This window comes from Arthrobacter sp. NPDC080082, from assembly GCF_040686595.1.
In the GTDB taxonomy this organism is placed as follows: Bacteria; Actinomycetota; Actinomycetes; order Actinomycetales; family Micrococcaceae; genus Arthrobacter.
Genome location: NZ_JBFBKQ010000005.1, coordinates 305,483 through 320,050, shown reverse-complemented (window position 1 = coordinate 320,050; position 14,568 = coordinate 305,483). Strand labels below are relative to the sequence as shown.

Genomic DNA, 14,568 nt, shown 5'->3' with positions numbered 1-14,568 from the left:
ACCGCCTGCCGCTAGAGGCCCAGGTCTGCCTCGAAGGCGCCTTCCTCGAGGCGTGCCTTCAGCGTCTGCAGGAAGCGTCCCGCGTCCGCGCCGTCCACCAGGCGGTGGTCGTAGGTCAGCGAGAGGTACATCATCGAGCGGATCGCGATCGAGTCGTCGCCGTTCTCGTCGGAGACCACCACGGCGCGCTTGACGATCGCGCCGGTGCCCAGGATGGCGACCTGGGGCTGGTTGATGATCGGGGTGTCGAAGAGGGCGCCCACGGAACCGATGTTGGTGATGCTGAAGGTTCCGCCGGAGAGCTCATCCGGGCCGATCTTGCCGTTGCGGGTGCGGTCGGCGACGTCGGCGATCTTGCCGGAGAGGCCGGCGAGGTTCAGGTTGCCGGCGTCGGAGATGACCGGAACCAGCAGGCCCTTGTCGGTGTCCACCGCGATCGCCAGGTGCTCGGCGTTGTGGTAGGTGATCTCCTGCTTGTCCTCGTCGTAGGAGGCGTTCAGCTTCGGGTGCTGCTTCAGGGCCTCGGCGACAGCCTTGGCGATGAAGGGCAGGAAGGTCAGCTTGGAGCCGTTCTGCGCCTGGAAGGAGTTCTTGGCGCGGGCACGCAGCTTGGCGACCTTGGTCATGTCGACCTCGTGCACCTGGGTCAGCTGGGTGGAGACGTCCAGGGATTCGCGCATGCGGCGGGCGATGACCTGGCGGATGCGCGGGGCCTTCTGGACGGTGCCGCGCAGCGAGGAAGCCTCGGCGGTCGGCGCCGCGGACGGGGCCTTCGCGGCCGCCGGGGCGGCGGCAGCCGGAGCGGCCTTAGCCTCGGCGGCGGCCAGGACGTCCTGCTTGCGAATGCGGCCGCCGACGCCGGTGCCGGTCAGCGAGGAGATCTCGACGCCGTGCTGGTTGGCCAGCTTGCGTACCAGGGGAGTGACGTAGCCGGACTCGCTCGAGGAGGCGGCGGGCGCCTCCTGCTTGGCGGGGGCGGCGGGAGCCGGAGCAGCGGCCGGGGCGGGAGCCTTCGGGGCTTCCTGCTTCGGGGCGGCGGGAGCCGGGGCAGCGGCCGGAGCCGGAGCTTCCTGCTTCGGGGCTTCCTGCTTGGGAGCCTCCTGCTTCGGGGCCTCGGGGGCCGGAGCGGCGGCCGGGGCAGCGGCGCCGGAACCGATGACGGCCAGGACGGAGCCCACCTCGGCCGTCTCGTCCTCGGCGACGCGGATTTCCTGCAGGGTGCCGGCAACGGGGGAGGGGATCTCGGTGTCGACCTTGTCGGTGGAGACCTCGAGCAGCGGCTCGTCGACCTCGACCGAGTCGCCGACGCTCTTGAGCCAGCGGGTGACGGTGCCTTCGGTGACGCTCTCGCCCAGGGCGGGGAGAGTGACTTCGTGGCCTTCGCCGGCGGGGGCGGCGGCCGGGGCCTCGGCAGCGGCCGGGGTCTCGTCCTCGGGGGCCGGAGCCTCGGTGCCGGACGGGGTCTCGGCGGGGGCTTCCTCGGCCGGGGCGGCTTCAGCGGGAGCGGCCGGGGCGGCGTCAGCGGAGCCGGAGCCGTCGCCGATGCGCACCAGCGGGGCGCCGACCTCGGCGGTCTCGTCTTCGGCCACGAGGATTTCCTCGATCACGCCGGCGATCGGAGAGGGGATCTCGGTGTCTACTTTGTCGGTGGAGACTTCGAGCAGGGGCTCGTCCACCTCTACCCGGTCACCTACCTGCTTGAGCCAGCGGGTGACGGTTCCTTCGGTGACGCTCTCACCGAGGGCGGGCAAGTTAACGGATTCAGACATGTCGTCCCCGTTCTCCTTATTGATCTTTAGTGCGGATGATTGCTGCCTGGTTCGAGCTTAGTGCACCCGGTTTTTCGGGCCGGGTGCACTAAGCGCGGTGGTCTTGCGGTGCTGCGGTGGGGGCTATTAGCCGTGCAGCGGCTTGCCGGCGAGGGCCAGGTGGGCCTCGCCCAGGGCCTCGTTCTGCGTCGGGTGGGCGTGCACCAGCTGTGCGACGTCCTCCGGGTAGGCTTCCCAGTTCACGATCAGCTGGGCCTCGCCGATCTGCTCGCCCATACGGGAGCCGATCATGTGGACGCCGACGACGGGGCCGTCCTTCTGGCGGACCAGCTTCACCAGGCCGGAGGTGCCCAGAATGGAGCTCTTGCCGTTGCCGGCCAGGTTGTATTCCTGGGTCTCGATCTGGTCATCGCCGAACTTGGCCTTGGCAGCCTTCTCGGTGTAGCCGACGGTCGCGATCTCCGGCTCGGAGTAGGTGACCTTGGGGATGTTGACGTCTTCGACGACGACCGGCTTGAGGCCGGCGATTTCCTCGGCGACGAAGATGCCCTGCTGGTAGCCGCGGTGGGCCAGCTGGACGCCGGGGACGATGTCGCCGACGGCGTAGATGTTGCCGACGCCGGTGTGCAGACGCTCGTTGGTGATCACGAAGCCGCGGTCGATGGTGAGGCCGGCCTCTTCGTAGCCGAGGTTGGCGGTGACCGGGCCGCGGCCGACGGCCACGAGCATGAGGTCGGCTTCGAAGGTCTTGCCGTCCACCAGGGTGACCTTGACGCCGTCGTTGTTCTGCTCGACGCCCTGGAAGAAGGTGCCGGTGGAGAACTTGATGCCGCGCTTCTTGAAGGCGCGCTCGAAGTTCTTGACGATCGTGGCGTCCTCGTTCGGGACGAGGGAGGGCAGGCCCTCGATGATGGTGACGTCCACGCCGAAGGACTTCCAGACCGAGGCGAACTCGACGCCGATGACGCCGCCGCCGAGGATGATGGCGCTCTTCGGGATGAAGTCCATGGTCAGCGCCTCGTCCGAGGTGATGACCTTGCCGCCGATCTCGAGGCCCGGCAGGGTGCGGGAGTAGGAGCCGGTGGCCAGGACGATGTTCTTGCCCTTGTACGCGGTGCCGTTGACCACGACGGTGTCGGTGCCCTGGAGCTTGCCTTCGCCCTCGATGACCGTGATGGCCTTCTTGGACTTGATCAGACCCTGGAGGCCCTTGTACTTGCCGGCGATGATGCCGTCCTTGTACGAGTTGACCGTGGAGATGTCGATGCTGTCCAGGCTCACGTTGACGCCGTACTTGGCGGAGTCACGGGCGTGGTCGGCCAGTTCGGCGGAGTGCAGCAGGGCCTTCGTGGGGATGCAGCCGTTGTGCAGGCAGGTGCCGCCGAGCTTGCCCTTTTCGATGAGGCCGACGGTGAGGCCGAGCTGGACGGCGCGGAGGGCGGTGGCGTAGCCGCCGCTGCCGCCGCCGAGTACCAGGATGTCGAATTCTTGCGCAGTTGCCTGATCGGCCACTAAAACGCTCCCTCGCGTGAACGATGACGCGAGAGTACGCATCATCTGGTCTTGGAATCTGTCTGCCGTGATTATGCCAGCAGGCGGCTTCCCTTTCGTGTGGAATTGCTTCCATGAAGCTGAATGCTTTGAAACTACGGTTCACCTTAGCGAACCACTAATCCATGCTCCACCTTGCCGTGGCGTTTGTGGAGCGCTTGTGTCCAGTCTCACGCGGGCCTGTGGCCGGGGTATCAGCCCCGGCCACAGGCCCGCGGAAGAGGGCTTACTTGGCGGCGAGGACGTCCTCGACGTAGGCCACCAGGGTGCGGACGGTGCAGCCGGTGCCCTGCTTGTGGTTGTAGCCGTAGGGGCTGCCGTTGTTGAAGGACGGGCCGGCGATGTCGATGTGGGCCCAGGGGATCTGCTCCCCGTTCTTGCCCTTGCCGACGAATTCCTTCAGGAACACGGCGGCGGTCATCATGCCGCCGTGGCGTTCGCCGATGTTGGCGATGTCCGCCACCTGGGAGTCCAGGCTGGGGCGCAGTTCCTCCGGCAGCGGCATCGGCCAGACCAGCTCGCCGGCGCGGTCCGCGGCGGCTTTCAGGGCGCCCGTGACGGACTCGGAGCCCATGACGCCCGCGGTGCGGTTGCCCAGGGCGATCAGCTGCGCGCCGGTGAGGGTAGCGACGTCGATAATCACGTCCGGGTGCTCCTCGCTGGCCGCGACGATGCCGTCGGCCATGACCAGGCGGCCCTCGGCGTCGGTGTTCAACACCTCGACGGTCTTGCCGCCGAAGATGGTGAGCACATCGGCGGGGCGCTGCGCGGCACCGGAGGGCATGTTCTCGGCAATGCAGAGCCAGGCGGTGGCCTTGACCGGCAGGCCCATCTCGGCCAGGGCCAGGACGGTATTGAGGACGACGGCGGCGCCCGCCATGTCCGACTTCATCTCACCCATGCCCAGGTGCGGCTTGAGCGAGATGCCGCCGGTGTCGAAGGTGATGCCCTTGCCCACCAGGGCAACCTTGGCGGTGGCCTTGGCCGGCGCGTACTCGACCTTGACCAGGCGCGGCTGGCGGGTGGAGCCCTTGCCGACCCCCAGGATGCCGCCGAAGCCGTCCTTTTCGAGGCGCTTCTCGTCCCAGACGGTCACCTTGACCGGCAGGCCCTTGGCCAGGTCCTTGGCGGCCTCGGCGAAGGTCTCCGGGTAGAGGTGGCTCGGCGGCTGGTTGACCAGGGTGCGGGTGGCGTTGACGGCCTTGCCGATCAGCGCGGCGCGGTCCAGGGCCGGCTGCAGGAGGCCCTTGCTGGCGGCCAGGTCGGTGAGGATGCGCACGTTGCGGACCGGCTCCTTGAGCCCGTCCTTGGAGGAGCGGTGTTCGGTGTAGGCGTAGGCACCCATGGCCGCACCCTCGGCGATCGCGGCGACGGCGGCGGCGTCCGGGGCGGGCAGGGCCAGGGTCACGGTGCCCAGGCCGGCCAGCTGCCGGATGGCCGAGCCGGCGGCGCGGCGCAGGGCCTCCTCGCCCAGGGCGGTGCCGGGCGTGACCTTGCCGACGCCGGCGAGGACCAGGACCGGGGCTCCGGCCTCGGGCAGGCCGGGCAGGCGGTGTGCCTGGTCGGCGGCACCGGTGACGCCGAGGGCGGCCAGCGAGTCGGCGAGGGCCTCGGCGGCCTTGGCGGTCAACGGGTTCTCCAGCAGGACGGGGCCGTCGGTGCCCTGTCCGACGCCCACGACGAGGGCATCGGAGGGGGACTTCTTCACGTCTCCGGCGACGGCGCTCAGTTTGACTTCGGTATTCTTGACCACCAGGACAGTCCTCAATTCTCTGTGCTTCGTAAGCAGGGACTGCATGTTTGGCGCCCTGCCATGGGACCCGGGCCACCGGGAACGACGTACGTCCCGCCGGCATCACCCGCGCCGGCCCTCAGGCCAGCTTCGATCGTAGTCTCTTGCCGCGGCCGGAACCGCATTTTCTGAGACGTGGCCCACAGTAAGGGGCAGGAATTAGCCCGGCACCCGGGACGTTGGACCTGACAAAGGGACAGAATGCCGCGGCGACGCGGGCACTGCGCCCAAGGCATTGCAGCCCCGCCGGGCGCCCGCTGTGCCCGGCAGACGGCCCCGCTTGGGCCGCATGGAGGAAAGGAATACGTGATGGAACGGATAACAGGTTCCCTGCTGGATCCGGCAACGCTGTACGTCCGTGACGACGCGCTGTTCCACAGCCCCGAATTGAGGGGCCTTGATCTGCTGATGGGCTTCACCGGCTTCGCCGATGCCGGCCACGTGGTCCGGCAGATCACCACGGAACTGGTCGACAACCTCGACACGGAGCTGGTGGCGGAGTTCGACGCCGATCAGCTGATGGACTACCGGTCCCGCCGCCCGCAGATCAGCTTCGTCGAGGACCACCTTCAGGACTACCAGGTTCCGCGGCTGTCCCTGTACCGGTTGCGCGACGGGCTGGGCAAACCCTTCCTCCTCCTCGCCGGGTTCGAACCGGACCTGCAGTGGGAGCGGTTCGCGCGCGCCGTCGTCGGCATCGTGGAGGAACTCGACGTCAACCTCACCGCCTGGATCCACTCCATCCCGATGCCGGTGCCGCACACCCGCCCGGTCGGCGTCACGGTCCACGGCAACCGCCCGGACCTGATCGAGGGCATCTCCGTCTGGAAGCCCACCGTTGAGGTTCCCGCGGCCATCGGCCACATCCTGGAGCTGCGCCTCGAAGCCGCCCACCGGGACGTGGCCGGCTACGTCATCCACGTCCCGCACTACCTGGCCGAGGCCGAATATCCGAACGCCGCCGTCGCCGGCCTGGAATACCTCGGCGCCGCGACAGCGCTGATGCTCCCCACCGACCGGCTCCGCGAGGCGGGCCGGGAGGTCGGCCGCCAGATCGCCGAACAGATCGAGGCCTCCGAAGACGTCCAGCAGGTGGTGTCCCGGCTCGAGACCCGTTACGACGAGAAGGCCGAGGGCACGGTCCGCCGCTCGCTGCTGGCCGACGAGAACGACCAGCTGCCCAACGCCGACGACCTCGGGGCCGCCGTTGAGGCCTACCTGGCCCGTAAAGAACCCGGAGAATAAATAATCTTTATCCGTCGCGGGGGCATAATGGGGGAGTGACGTACCCCCGTGCCTGGCTCATCTGGATCATCGGGGTTTTCGCCTACCTCGTTGCCGTGAGCCAGCGCACCTCCTTCGGGGTCGTCGGCCTCGAAGCCACCGCCCGCTTCCACGCCAGCGCGGCCGAGATCTCCTTCTTCACCGTCCTGCAGCTGCTGGTCTACGCGGCGTTGCAGATCCCCGTGGGCATCCTGGTGGACCGGTTCGGGTCCCGGGCCATGCTCGCCGGCGGCGCCCTGCTGATGGGACTGGGCCAGCTCCAGCTCGCCTTCGCCGACAACATCCCCGGCGGCGTGCTGGGCCGCGTCCTGGTGGGTGCGGGGGATGCGATGACGTTTGTCTCCGTGATCCGGCTCATCCCGCTTTGGTTTGCCGCCTCCCGGGTTCCGCTGCTGACCCAGCTCACCGGCATGTCCGGCCAGCTCGGCCAGCTCTTTTCCGTGGTGCCCTTCGCCTTGATCCTGCATTCCGCCGGCTGGACGCCCGCCTTCCTGACCCTCGCCGGCATGTCCGGGCTCGCCCTGGTCCTGACCGTGGTGCTGCTCCAGGACCTGCCGCCCGGGCACCCCGCTCCGGCTCCGGCCCAGGGGTTGCGCGCAACGGGGGTGTCGCTCGGCGACGCCTGGCGGCAGCCAGGAACCCGGCTGGGCCTCTGGAGCCACTTCACCGTGCAGTTCAGCGGCACCGTCTTCGCGATGACGTGGGGCTACCCCTTCCTGATTTCCGCGCAGGGGCTGAACGCCGGGACGGTGTCCGCGCTGATGGCCCTCTATGTCGCCGCCGCGATCGTGGCCGGTCCGTTGATGGGGAGCTTCGTCGCGCGGCACCCGCTGCGCCGTTCCACCATGGTGCTGCTGATCTCCGGGGCCACCGCCGCCGCGTGGGCCGCGGTCCTGCTGCAGCCCGGGCGGTCGCCGCTGTGGCTGCTGGCCGTCCTGGTGGTGGTGCTGGCCGTCGGCGGCCCGGGCTCCATGATCGGCTTCGACTTCGCCCGTACCTTCAACCCGGCCCACCGGATCGGGACGGCCACCGGCATCGTGAACGTGGGTGGTTTCATCGCCGCGCTGCTGGCCATCTTCCTGATCGGGCTGGCCCTCGACTTCCAGCACGGGGCGGGGCTCTCGCCCGGCGGCCTCTACAGCCTGGACGCCTTCCGCGTGGCGCTCTGCGTGCATTTCATCCTGCTGGGCGGCGGCGCGACGGCGATCCTCATCATCCGCCGCAAGGTCCGCCGGCAGATGGCCGCACAGGGCGTCGTGGTCCCGCCGCTGCGGGACGCGATCGCCCGGCAGCGACGCGTCGTGGCCGAACGACGGCGCGACGGCGGCACCGTCAGCTAGTTCCGGGGCGCTCCTTCCTGCTGCTTATCCACATAGCGTTGCCGACCTGCTGACCGCGTGCGGTGCCCGGGGCGAAGCTGACGGCATGACAGCTCCCGATCACCTGACAATTTCCGGTCCCGCCGACGTTCTCGGTTTCATCCCGCACTCACTGGGCTATTGGCCGGTCAGCAGCGTGGTGGCGATGACCATGCAGGGAAAGCGCCTCGGCGCCACCCTCAGGGTCGACCTTCCCGGCCCCGGCCGATTCGACCGGGCACATCTGCGGGCCTTCGCCGGGTCTGTTGCCGGCTACCTTGTGGCGGACCGGGACGCCGACGGCTCTCTCCTGGCCCTCTTCACCGCGCCGCCCGCGGAGGGCGACGGCGCCGAACCCGGCCCCGTCAGCCACCCGGCGCCGCCGCAGCAGTCCGTGGACCGGCTGCTCCGGGAATTGGAGACCGCGCTGGCCTCCGCGGGGCTGCCGGTCCGGGACGCCTGGATCGTGGGGGAGCGGTACTGGCGGAACGCCCACTGCTCGGACCCGGACTGCTGCGCACCACCGGGCCGGCCCATCGAGGAGATCCGCGACAGCGTCCTCAGCGCCGAGATGGTGTTCCGCGGCAGCCGGGTGGGTGCGGCGCCGGGCTCCGCCGGTCCTGCCGGGTCGCCCGGATTGTCCGGGCCGGCGGGAATGGGCGGTTCGGCGGATCACAGCCGGCCGGGCCGGGACCCGGCCGGAGTGCCCGCGGTTGAGCGGGGCTTCCTCGACGGGTTCGGCACGCGCTGGCGGGACCGGCGGCAGTTCGAGGCGGTCCTCGACGTCTGGGAACACGTCCTCGAGGGGCCACCGGCAGCACCTGATCGGGATCCCGCGCCAAGCAGTGCTGCAGCCCAAACTGCGGGCGGGATGCCGGATGATCTGGCCGGCTACCTTCGGGCCACCCTGTGCGTGGCGTCCTGGCGGGATGCGGTGCTGGTCCTGGCCGCGGCCGGACGGCGGGCGGCCGTCGCCGGAGCGGAGGACTTCGGCCTGCTGGACGAAGGGCCGGGCGCCGACCCCCTGCTGCCGGACGGAATGACCCGGCCCGCAAACATAACCCCGCCCGGAAACGCCCCGGCGGGAAGCCCCGGACCGGCCGCGCGGACCCTTCCGCCCCCGCCGGGGTACGGGGAGGTCCTCCTCGGCCTGGAGCCCGTCACTCCGGACTGGCGGCGGCTGTCGCGACTGGACGCTGTGCTGGATGTTCTCTCCACCTGCGGCGCCGGGGAGTCCCGGGCCGCAGCCCTCACCAGCCGCGGCTGGATCGAGTGGTGCCGGGGCCGCGGCTCCTACGCCGCGGCACTTTACGGCGCGGCCGCCGCCGAGTACCCGGGGTACCGGCTCGCGGAGCTGCTGGGAGAGCTGGCCCGGCGCGGAACCCTCTGCGGCTGGGCGGCCAGGAAGGAGTCGGCCTGGCAGAAATTCGACCCGGACGCCGCCTAGCCCGGACGCCGGACGGGCCCCTGATTCGGAAAAGCATGAGACAATGAAGGTCGAGACCCGGTTGGGTCCGTGTATCTGGTGTGTGTAGCGAACCTTGGAAACAGGGAACATTACGGTCGCTCCGGCAGTTCTACCTAGTGGCTCTGCTGGTCCCGATTTCACCTGATGGAAAACACGGACTTGACAGGGTCATAGTGGTGTTGCCCGTATGGCGATTCCACAGACCACCGCTAGAAAGGTTTTCTGTGACCCCGTCTTCCCAGAAGAAGGACCCCGCCGACCAGGCCGTCTTGTCCCCCGAGGAGAAGAAGGCGGCGGCGAATGCCAAGCGCGCCGCCACCCGTGCAGCGAACAAGGCTGCCAAAGATGCGGCCGCCGCCGCGGGCGACGACTCCGCCGCCGACGCCAAGCCTGCGCCCAAGAAGCGCGGCCCCAAGCCCGGCGCGAAGGCCGCCGCCGAGGCCGCCAACAAGTCCCAGGACGAGGATATTGACGAAGTTGAGGTCGACGAGGACCTCGACGACGTCACGCCCGACGCCACCGAACTGACCGAGGAGGGCGAGGAGGCGGCCGGCAAGACTGCCGCAGCCCCTACCGGATCCGGCTTCGTCTACTCCGACGCGGATGACGACGACGCCCCGGTCCAGCAGGTCATGTCCGCCGGCGCCACCGCCGACCCCGTCAAGGACTACCTCAAGCAGATCGGTAAGGTCGCCCTGCTGAACGCCGAGCAGGAAGTCGACCTCGCGCTCCGCATCGAGGCCGGCCTGTTCGCGGAGGAGAAGCTCGCCGCGGACGACGGATCCATGGATCCGAAGCTCAAGCGCGAACTCGAATACATCATCCACGACGGCAAGCGCGCCAAGAACCACCTGCTGGAGGCCAACCTCCGCCTCGTGGTCTCCCTGGCCAAGCGCTACACCGGCCGCGGCATGCTCTTCCTGGACCTGATCCAGGAAGGCAACCTGGGCCTCATCCGCGCTGTCGAGAAGTTCGACTACACCAAGGGCTTCAAGTTCTCCACCTACGCCACCTGGTGGATCCGCCAGGCCATCACCCGCGCCATGGCGGATCAGGCCCGCACCATCCGAATCCCGGTGCACATGGTCGAGGTCATCAACAAGCTTGCCCGTGTCCAGCGCCAGATGCTGCAGGACCTGGGCCGCGAACCCACGCCGGAAGAGCTGGCCCTCGAGTTGGACATGACCCCGGAAAAGGTCGTCGAGGTCCAGAAGTACGGCCGCGAACCCATCTCGCTGCACACCCCGCTGGGTGAGGATGGCGACTCGGAGTTCGGCGACCTGATCGAGGACTCCGAGGCCGTCGTCCCCGCCGATGCGGTGAGCTTCACCCTGCTGCAGGAACAGCTGCACTCGGTGCTCGACACCCTCTCCGAGCGCGAGGCTGGCGTCGTCGCCATGCGCTTCGGCCTGACCGACGGCCAGCCGAAGACTTTAGACGAAATCGGCAAGGTCTACGGCGTGACCCGCGAACGCATCCGCCAGATCGAATCCAAGACCATGTCCAAGCTGCGCCACCCGTCGCGGTCGCAGGTCCTCCGGGACTACCTGGACTAAGTCCCAGCATCACCGCCGGCACTGCCGGCACACCTCAGCGGGGCCGTGTCCCGCCCGGGCCCACCAGGGCCGGGCAAGGGCGGCCCCGCTGTCGTATACCCCGCCGTCGCATGCGCCGGGTGGCGCCGGCCTTCCCGGTCGGCGTTGCCGGGATATCAGCGCCGCAGGTTGAAACGACGAAGGGCCCCTCCGCAGTGGAGGGGCCCTTCGCAGGTGGAGGTCTTAGTCGACCGGAACCGGTTCCTTTTCATTGAGGCGGCCCGTCTCGTCGTGCCAGTCGGAGCTGAGCGGGCGAAGGTTCGGTTCAACGGCGCGTGCGTGGTGGGCGCAGAAGAGAAGCTCACCGCCGGAGGCTCCGAGGACAACGCGGACATATGCCTGAGCTCCGCAACGGTCACACCGGTCAGCGGTAGTGAGTGTGCGGTCCGCAACTGCTGTGGTCATGTTCGGCCTCCTTAGTAGATCGATACGTCTATATAACCAGCATTCGCTCCCAATCCATGGCACGGATGGGCCACTTTCGCTGTGCGCGTATCACGTCCCCGTAACGGCGTGCGCCGGGCCACATTCCGGCGGGGAGTGGCAACCAAAAGAGCGGCCCGCGGCCGACTACGCTAGGAAGAGTGTATTTTTCGCGTTTCACCGAAGGAGTTCCCCACCCGTGGCACCAAGTTCTGATTACACCGCCCGGCACCTTTCCGTGCTGGAGGGCCTGGAGGCCGTCCGCAAACGCCCCGGCATGTACATCGGATCCACGGACTCGCGCGGCCTGATGCACTGCCTCTGGGAGATCATCGACAACTCCGTCGACGAGGCCCTGGCCGGCTTCGGCCACGACATCAAGATCATCCTGCACGCGGACAACTCCGTGGAGATCCACGACGACGGCCGCGGCATCCCGATCGACGTCGAACCCAAGACCGGCCTCACCGGCGTCGAGGTCGTCTTCACCAAGCTGCACGCCGGCGGCAAGTTCGGCGGCGGCTCCTACACCGCCTCCGGCGGCCTGCACGGCGTCGGCGCCTCCGTGGTCAACGCCCTCTCTTCCCGCCTGGACGTCGAGGTGGACCGCGGCGGCAAGACCTACAAGATGTCCTTCCGCCGCGGCGAACCGGGCCGCTTCAAGGACCCCGGTACCCGCCCCGACCCGGCCGCGGTCTTCGAGCCGTTCGTCGACGGCTCCGTGCTCGACGTCGTCGGCAAGGCCAAGCGCGGCGTCACCGGCACCCGCATCCGCTACTGGGCGGACCGGCAGATCTTCACCCCGGACGCCAAGTTCTCCTACGAGGACCTCACCGCCCGCGCCCGGCAGACCTCCTTCCTGGTCCCCGGCCTCAAACTCACCGTGCGCGACGAGCGGAAAGTTCCGGGCACGCCCGGGGAGGCCGGCCCGCACGAGGAGGTCTTCCACCACGACGGCGGCATCTCCGAATTCGTCGAATTCCTCGCCGCGGACCCGGCGGTCACCGACGTCTGGCGGCTGCACGGCGCCGGCAAGTTCAAGGAGACCGTCCCCGTCCTGGACGAGCGCGGCCACAGCCAGCTCGCCGAGGTCGAACGCGACTGCGAAGTTGATGTGGCCCTGCGCTGGGGCATCGGCTACGACAGCACGGTCCGCAGCTTCGTCAACATCATCTCCACCCCGAAGGGCGGCACCCACCAGTCCGGCTTCGAGCAGGCCCTGGTGAAGACCTTCCGCAAGGCCGTCGAGGCCAACGCCCGGAAGCTCAAGGCCGGCAACGACAAGCTGGAGAAGGACGACATCTTCGCCGGGCTCACCGCCGTGCTTACCGTCCGCCTGGCCGAACCGCAGTTCGAGGGCCAGACCAAGGAAATCCTCGGCACCTCCGCGGTCCGGGCGATCGTCGCGAAGGTGGTGGAGCGGGAAATCAACGCCAAGCTCACCTCCGCCAACCGCAACGACAAGGCCCAGTCGGCGCTGCTGCTGGAAAAGGTCGTCAGCGAGATGAAATCCCGCATCTCGGCCCGCGTCCACAAGGAAACCCAGCGGCGCAAGAACGCCCTGGAAACCTCCTCGATGCCGACCAAGCTCGCGGACTGCCGCACGGACGACGTCGAACGCTCCGAACTGTTCATCGTCGAGGGCGACTCCGCGCTCGGCACCGCCAAACTGGCCCGCTCCTCGGACTTCCAGGCGCTGCTGCCGATCCGCGGCAAGATCCTCAACGTCCAGAAGGCCTCGGTGGGGGACATGCTCTCCAACGCCGAATGCGCCGCGCTGATCCAGGTGGTGGGCGCGGGCTCCGGCCGCAGCTTCGACATCTCGGCCGCGCGGTACGGCAAGGTCATCCTGATGACCGACGCCGACGTCGACGGCGCCCACATCCGCACGCTGCTGCTGACGCTGTTCTTCCGCTACATGCGGCCCATGATCGACGAGGGCCGCGTCTTCGCCGCCGTCCCGCCGCTGCACCGGGTGGAGGTCATCAACGCAGGCCAGAAGGCCAACGAGATGATCTACACCTACTCGGAGGCCGAGCTGCACCAGCTGCTGGGCCGGCTGGCGAAGGAGGGCAAGCGCTACAAGGAACCGATCCAGCGCTACAAGGGCCTGGGCGAGATGGACGCCGAGCAGCTCGCCGAGACCACCATGGACCCGCGGCACCGCACGCTGCGGAAGGTCCGGGTGGAGAACGCCCGCCAGGCCGAGGAGATCTTCGACCTGCTGATGGGCTCCGACGTCGCCCCGCGTAAGGACTTCATCATCGCCGGCGCCGCCAGCCTGGACCGGGAACGCATCGACGCCTAAGGCGCCACTGGCACCCTCCTAGCCGAGCAGGCCGGGCACAATCAGCAGCGCCGTCGGCGCCGCGAGCAGCAGGATGCAGGCCGCCAGCACCGCATAGCGCAGCCCCTGCGGCAGCGGTGGCTGGGGCGAGAGCAGCCGGCTGACCCGGGTCGCCGTCGTCACCATGGCACCGGCCCCGCCGGTGGCCCCGGGCTGGGCGCTGTCCGCCTCTGAACTGCCGAAGGCCATTCGCGCCGCCGGTGCCGCGCCGGGGCCGGTGCCCGTGGCCGAGCCGCTGGCCACGATGGCGATGGCCTTGATCAGCGTGGCCTTGCTCTCGGTCTTGAGCGCTACGTCGTCGGCCAGCATCTCGATCAGTGAGTTGACAGCCTCCTGCGCCAGCCGGGTGGTCGGCAGCCAGGGCAGGGCCTGGCGCCAGGCGGCAAAGGCCCAGAGGAGCAGGTGGTGCCGCTGGCTGAGGTGGGCGTTCTCGTGGCTGAGGACCGCCCGCAGCTCGCCGGGTTCCAGCGCCGCCATGAGGCCGTCGGAGAGGACAGTCACGGAGCGGGCGCCGCCGGGCAGGCAGTAGGCCACCGGGGAGTCGTGGCTGATCACCATGGTCCGGGCGGCCTCCGCCGACGGGGATGCCAGCAGGGCCAGGAGCTCACGGTGCCGCCGGCGCTGCCGCTGGATCTTGTAATAGGTCAGCAGCAGCGTGAAGACCAGGTGGGCGCTCAGCAACGCGGCCGCGGAGAGCGCGAAGATGTGCCAGAAGCCCAGATCGGTGGTGGGTTCGTTGCGGAACACCATGCCCGCCAGGCCGCGCAGGCCGGCGATCAGGTTGTCCCCGATGGGTTCCAGCCCGTAGACCAGCATGGCGCCGATCATGGACAGGCCACCGGCGAGGGCGATCGCCTGCCAGAGCAGCATCGCCGTCGAGGGGGAACGGGCCGGCCAGTGGGCGCGCGACAGGAGGATAGGCACCGGCCAGGCCAGCGCTATCGCCAGGACCGCCAGAAAATATGAGGTCCAGAACACCGC

Annotated in this window: 10 protein-coding genes; 5 read left to right on the top strand and 5 right to left on the bottom strand. The window is 69.0% G+C overall.

What is annotated here, in order from left to right; translation table 11 throughout:
• Positions 1-11: 11 nt before the first annotated feature.
• The 3 genes from sucB to AB0O44_RS12540 form a co-directional block, all read right to left on the bottom strand.
• A complete protein-coding gene (gene sucB / locus AB0O44_RS12550) occupies positions 12-1,769 on the bottom strand; it encodes a 2-oxoglutarate dehydrogenase, E2 component, dihydrolipoamide succinyltransferase (protein ID WP_364137789.1) in 1,758 nt (585 codons plus the stop codon).
• Between the two features lie 126 nt (positions 1,770-1,895).
• Positions 1,896-3,281, bottom strand: coding sequence for a dihydrolipoyl dehydrogenase (gene lpdA, locus AB0O44_RS12545; protein WP_290258147.1), 1,386 nt, complete (start codon positions 3,279-3,281; stop codon positions 1,896-1,898).
• Positions 3,282-3,546: 265 nt separating this feature from the next.
• Positions 3,547-5,073: a leucyl aminopeptidase gene (locus tag AB0O44_RS12540; RefSeq protein WP_364137787.1), complete on the bottom strand. Its 1,527-nt coding sequence runs from the start codon at positions 5,071-5,073 to the stop codon at positions 3,547-3,549.
• Between the two features lie 345 nt (positions 5,074-5,418).
• Here AB0O44_RS12540 and AB0O44_RS12535 point away from each other — a divergent pair, with 345 nt between their 5' ends.
• From AB0O44_RS12535 to AB0O44_RS12520, 4 genes are all read left to right on the top strand, one after another.
• Positions 5,419-6,357 carry a PAC2 family protein gene (locus tag AB0O44_RS12535; protein WP_364137785.1) on the top strand — a complete coding sequence of 313 codons (939 nt, stop codon included), beginning with the start codon at positions 5,419-5,421 and terminating at the stop codon, positions 6,355-6,357.
• Between the two features lie 35 nt (positions 6,358-6,392).
• Positions 6,393-7,736 carry an MFS transporter gene (locus AB0O44_RS12530; RefSeq protein ID WP_364137783.1) on the top strand — a complete coding sequence of 448 codons (1,344 nt, stop codon included), beginning with the start codon at positions 6,393-6,395 and terminating at the stop codon, positions 7,734-7,736.
• An 85-nt stretch (positions 7,737-7,821) separates the two neighbouring features.
• Positions 7,822-9,201, top strand: coding sequence for a DUF4192 family protein (locus AB0O44_RS12525; RefSeq protein ID WP_364137781.1), 1,380 nt, complete (start codon positions 7,822-7,824; stop codon positions 9,199-9,201).
• A 245-nt stretch (positions 9,202-9,446) separates the two neighbouring features.
• Positions 9,447-10,778: an RNA polymerase sigma factor gene (locus tag AB0O44_RS12520; protein ID WP_290258141.1), complete on the top strand. Its 1,332-nt coding sequence runs from the start codon at positions 9,447-9,449 to the stop codon at positions 10,776-10,778.
• 222 nt (positions 10,779-11,000) lie between these two features.
• Here AB0O44_RS12520 and AB0O44_RS12515 read toward each other — a convergent pair whose 3' ends face one another.
• Positions 11,001-11,222, bottom strand: coding sequence for a hypothetical protein (locus AB0O44_RS12515; protein ID WP_290258140.1), 222 nt, complete (start codon positions 11,220-11,222; stop codon positions 11,001-11,003).
• A gap of 217 nt (positions 11,223-11,439) precedes the next feature.
• Here AB0O44_RS12515 and AB0O44_RS12510 point away from each other — a divergent pair, with 217 nt between their 5' ends.
• Complete coding sequence (locus AB0O44_RS12510) at positions 11,440-13,548, top strand: DNA topoisomerase IV subunit B (RefSeq protein ID WP_290258139.1); 2,109 nt, start codon at positions 11,440-11,442, stop codon at positions 13,546-13,548.
• Positions 13,549-13,566: 18 nt separating this feature from the next.
• Here the strand turns inward: AB0O44_RS12510 and AB0O44_RS12505 are convergent, their stop codons facing one another.
• Complete coding sequence (locus tag AB0O44_RS12505; RefSeq protein WP_364137778.1) at positions 13,567-14,565, bottom strand: M56 family metallopeptidase; 999 nt, start codon at positions 14,563-14,565, stop codon at positions 13,567-13,569.
• Between the last annotated feature and the right edge of the window lie 3 nt (positions 14,566-14,568).

Bases quoted from the DNA above. Each gene is read 5' to 3' on its own strand.
- sucB (WP_364137789.1), bottom strand. From the start codon at position 1,769: ATGTCTGAATCCGTTAACTTGCCCGCCCTCGGTGAGAGCGTCACCGAA.
- AB0O44_RS12515 (WP_290258140.1), bottom strand. From the start codon at position 11,222: ATGACCACAGCAGTTGCGGACCGCACACTCACTACCGCTGACCGGTGT.
- AB0O44_RS12525 (WP_364137781.1), top strand. From the start codon at position 7,822: ATGACAGCTCCCGATCACCTGACAATTTCCGGTCCCGCCGACGTTCTC.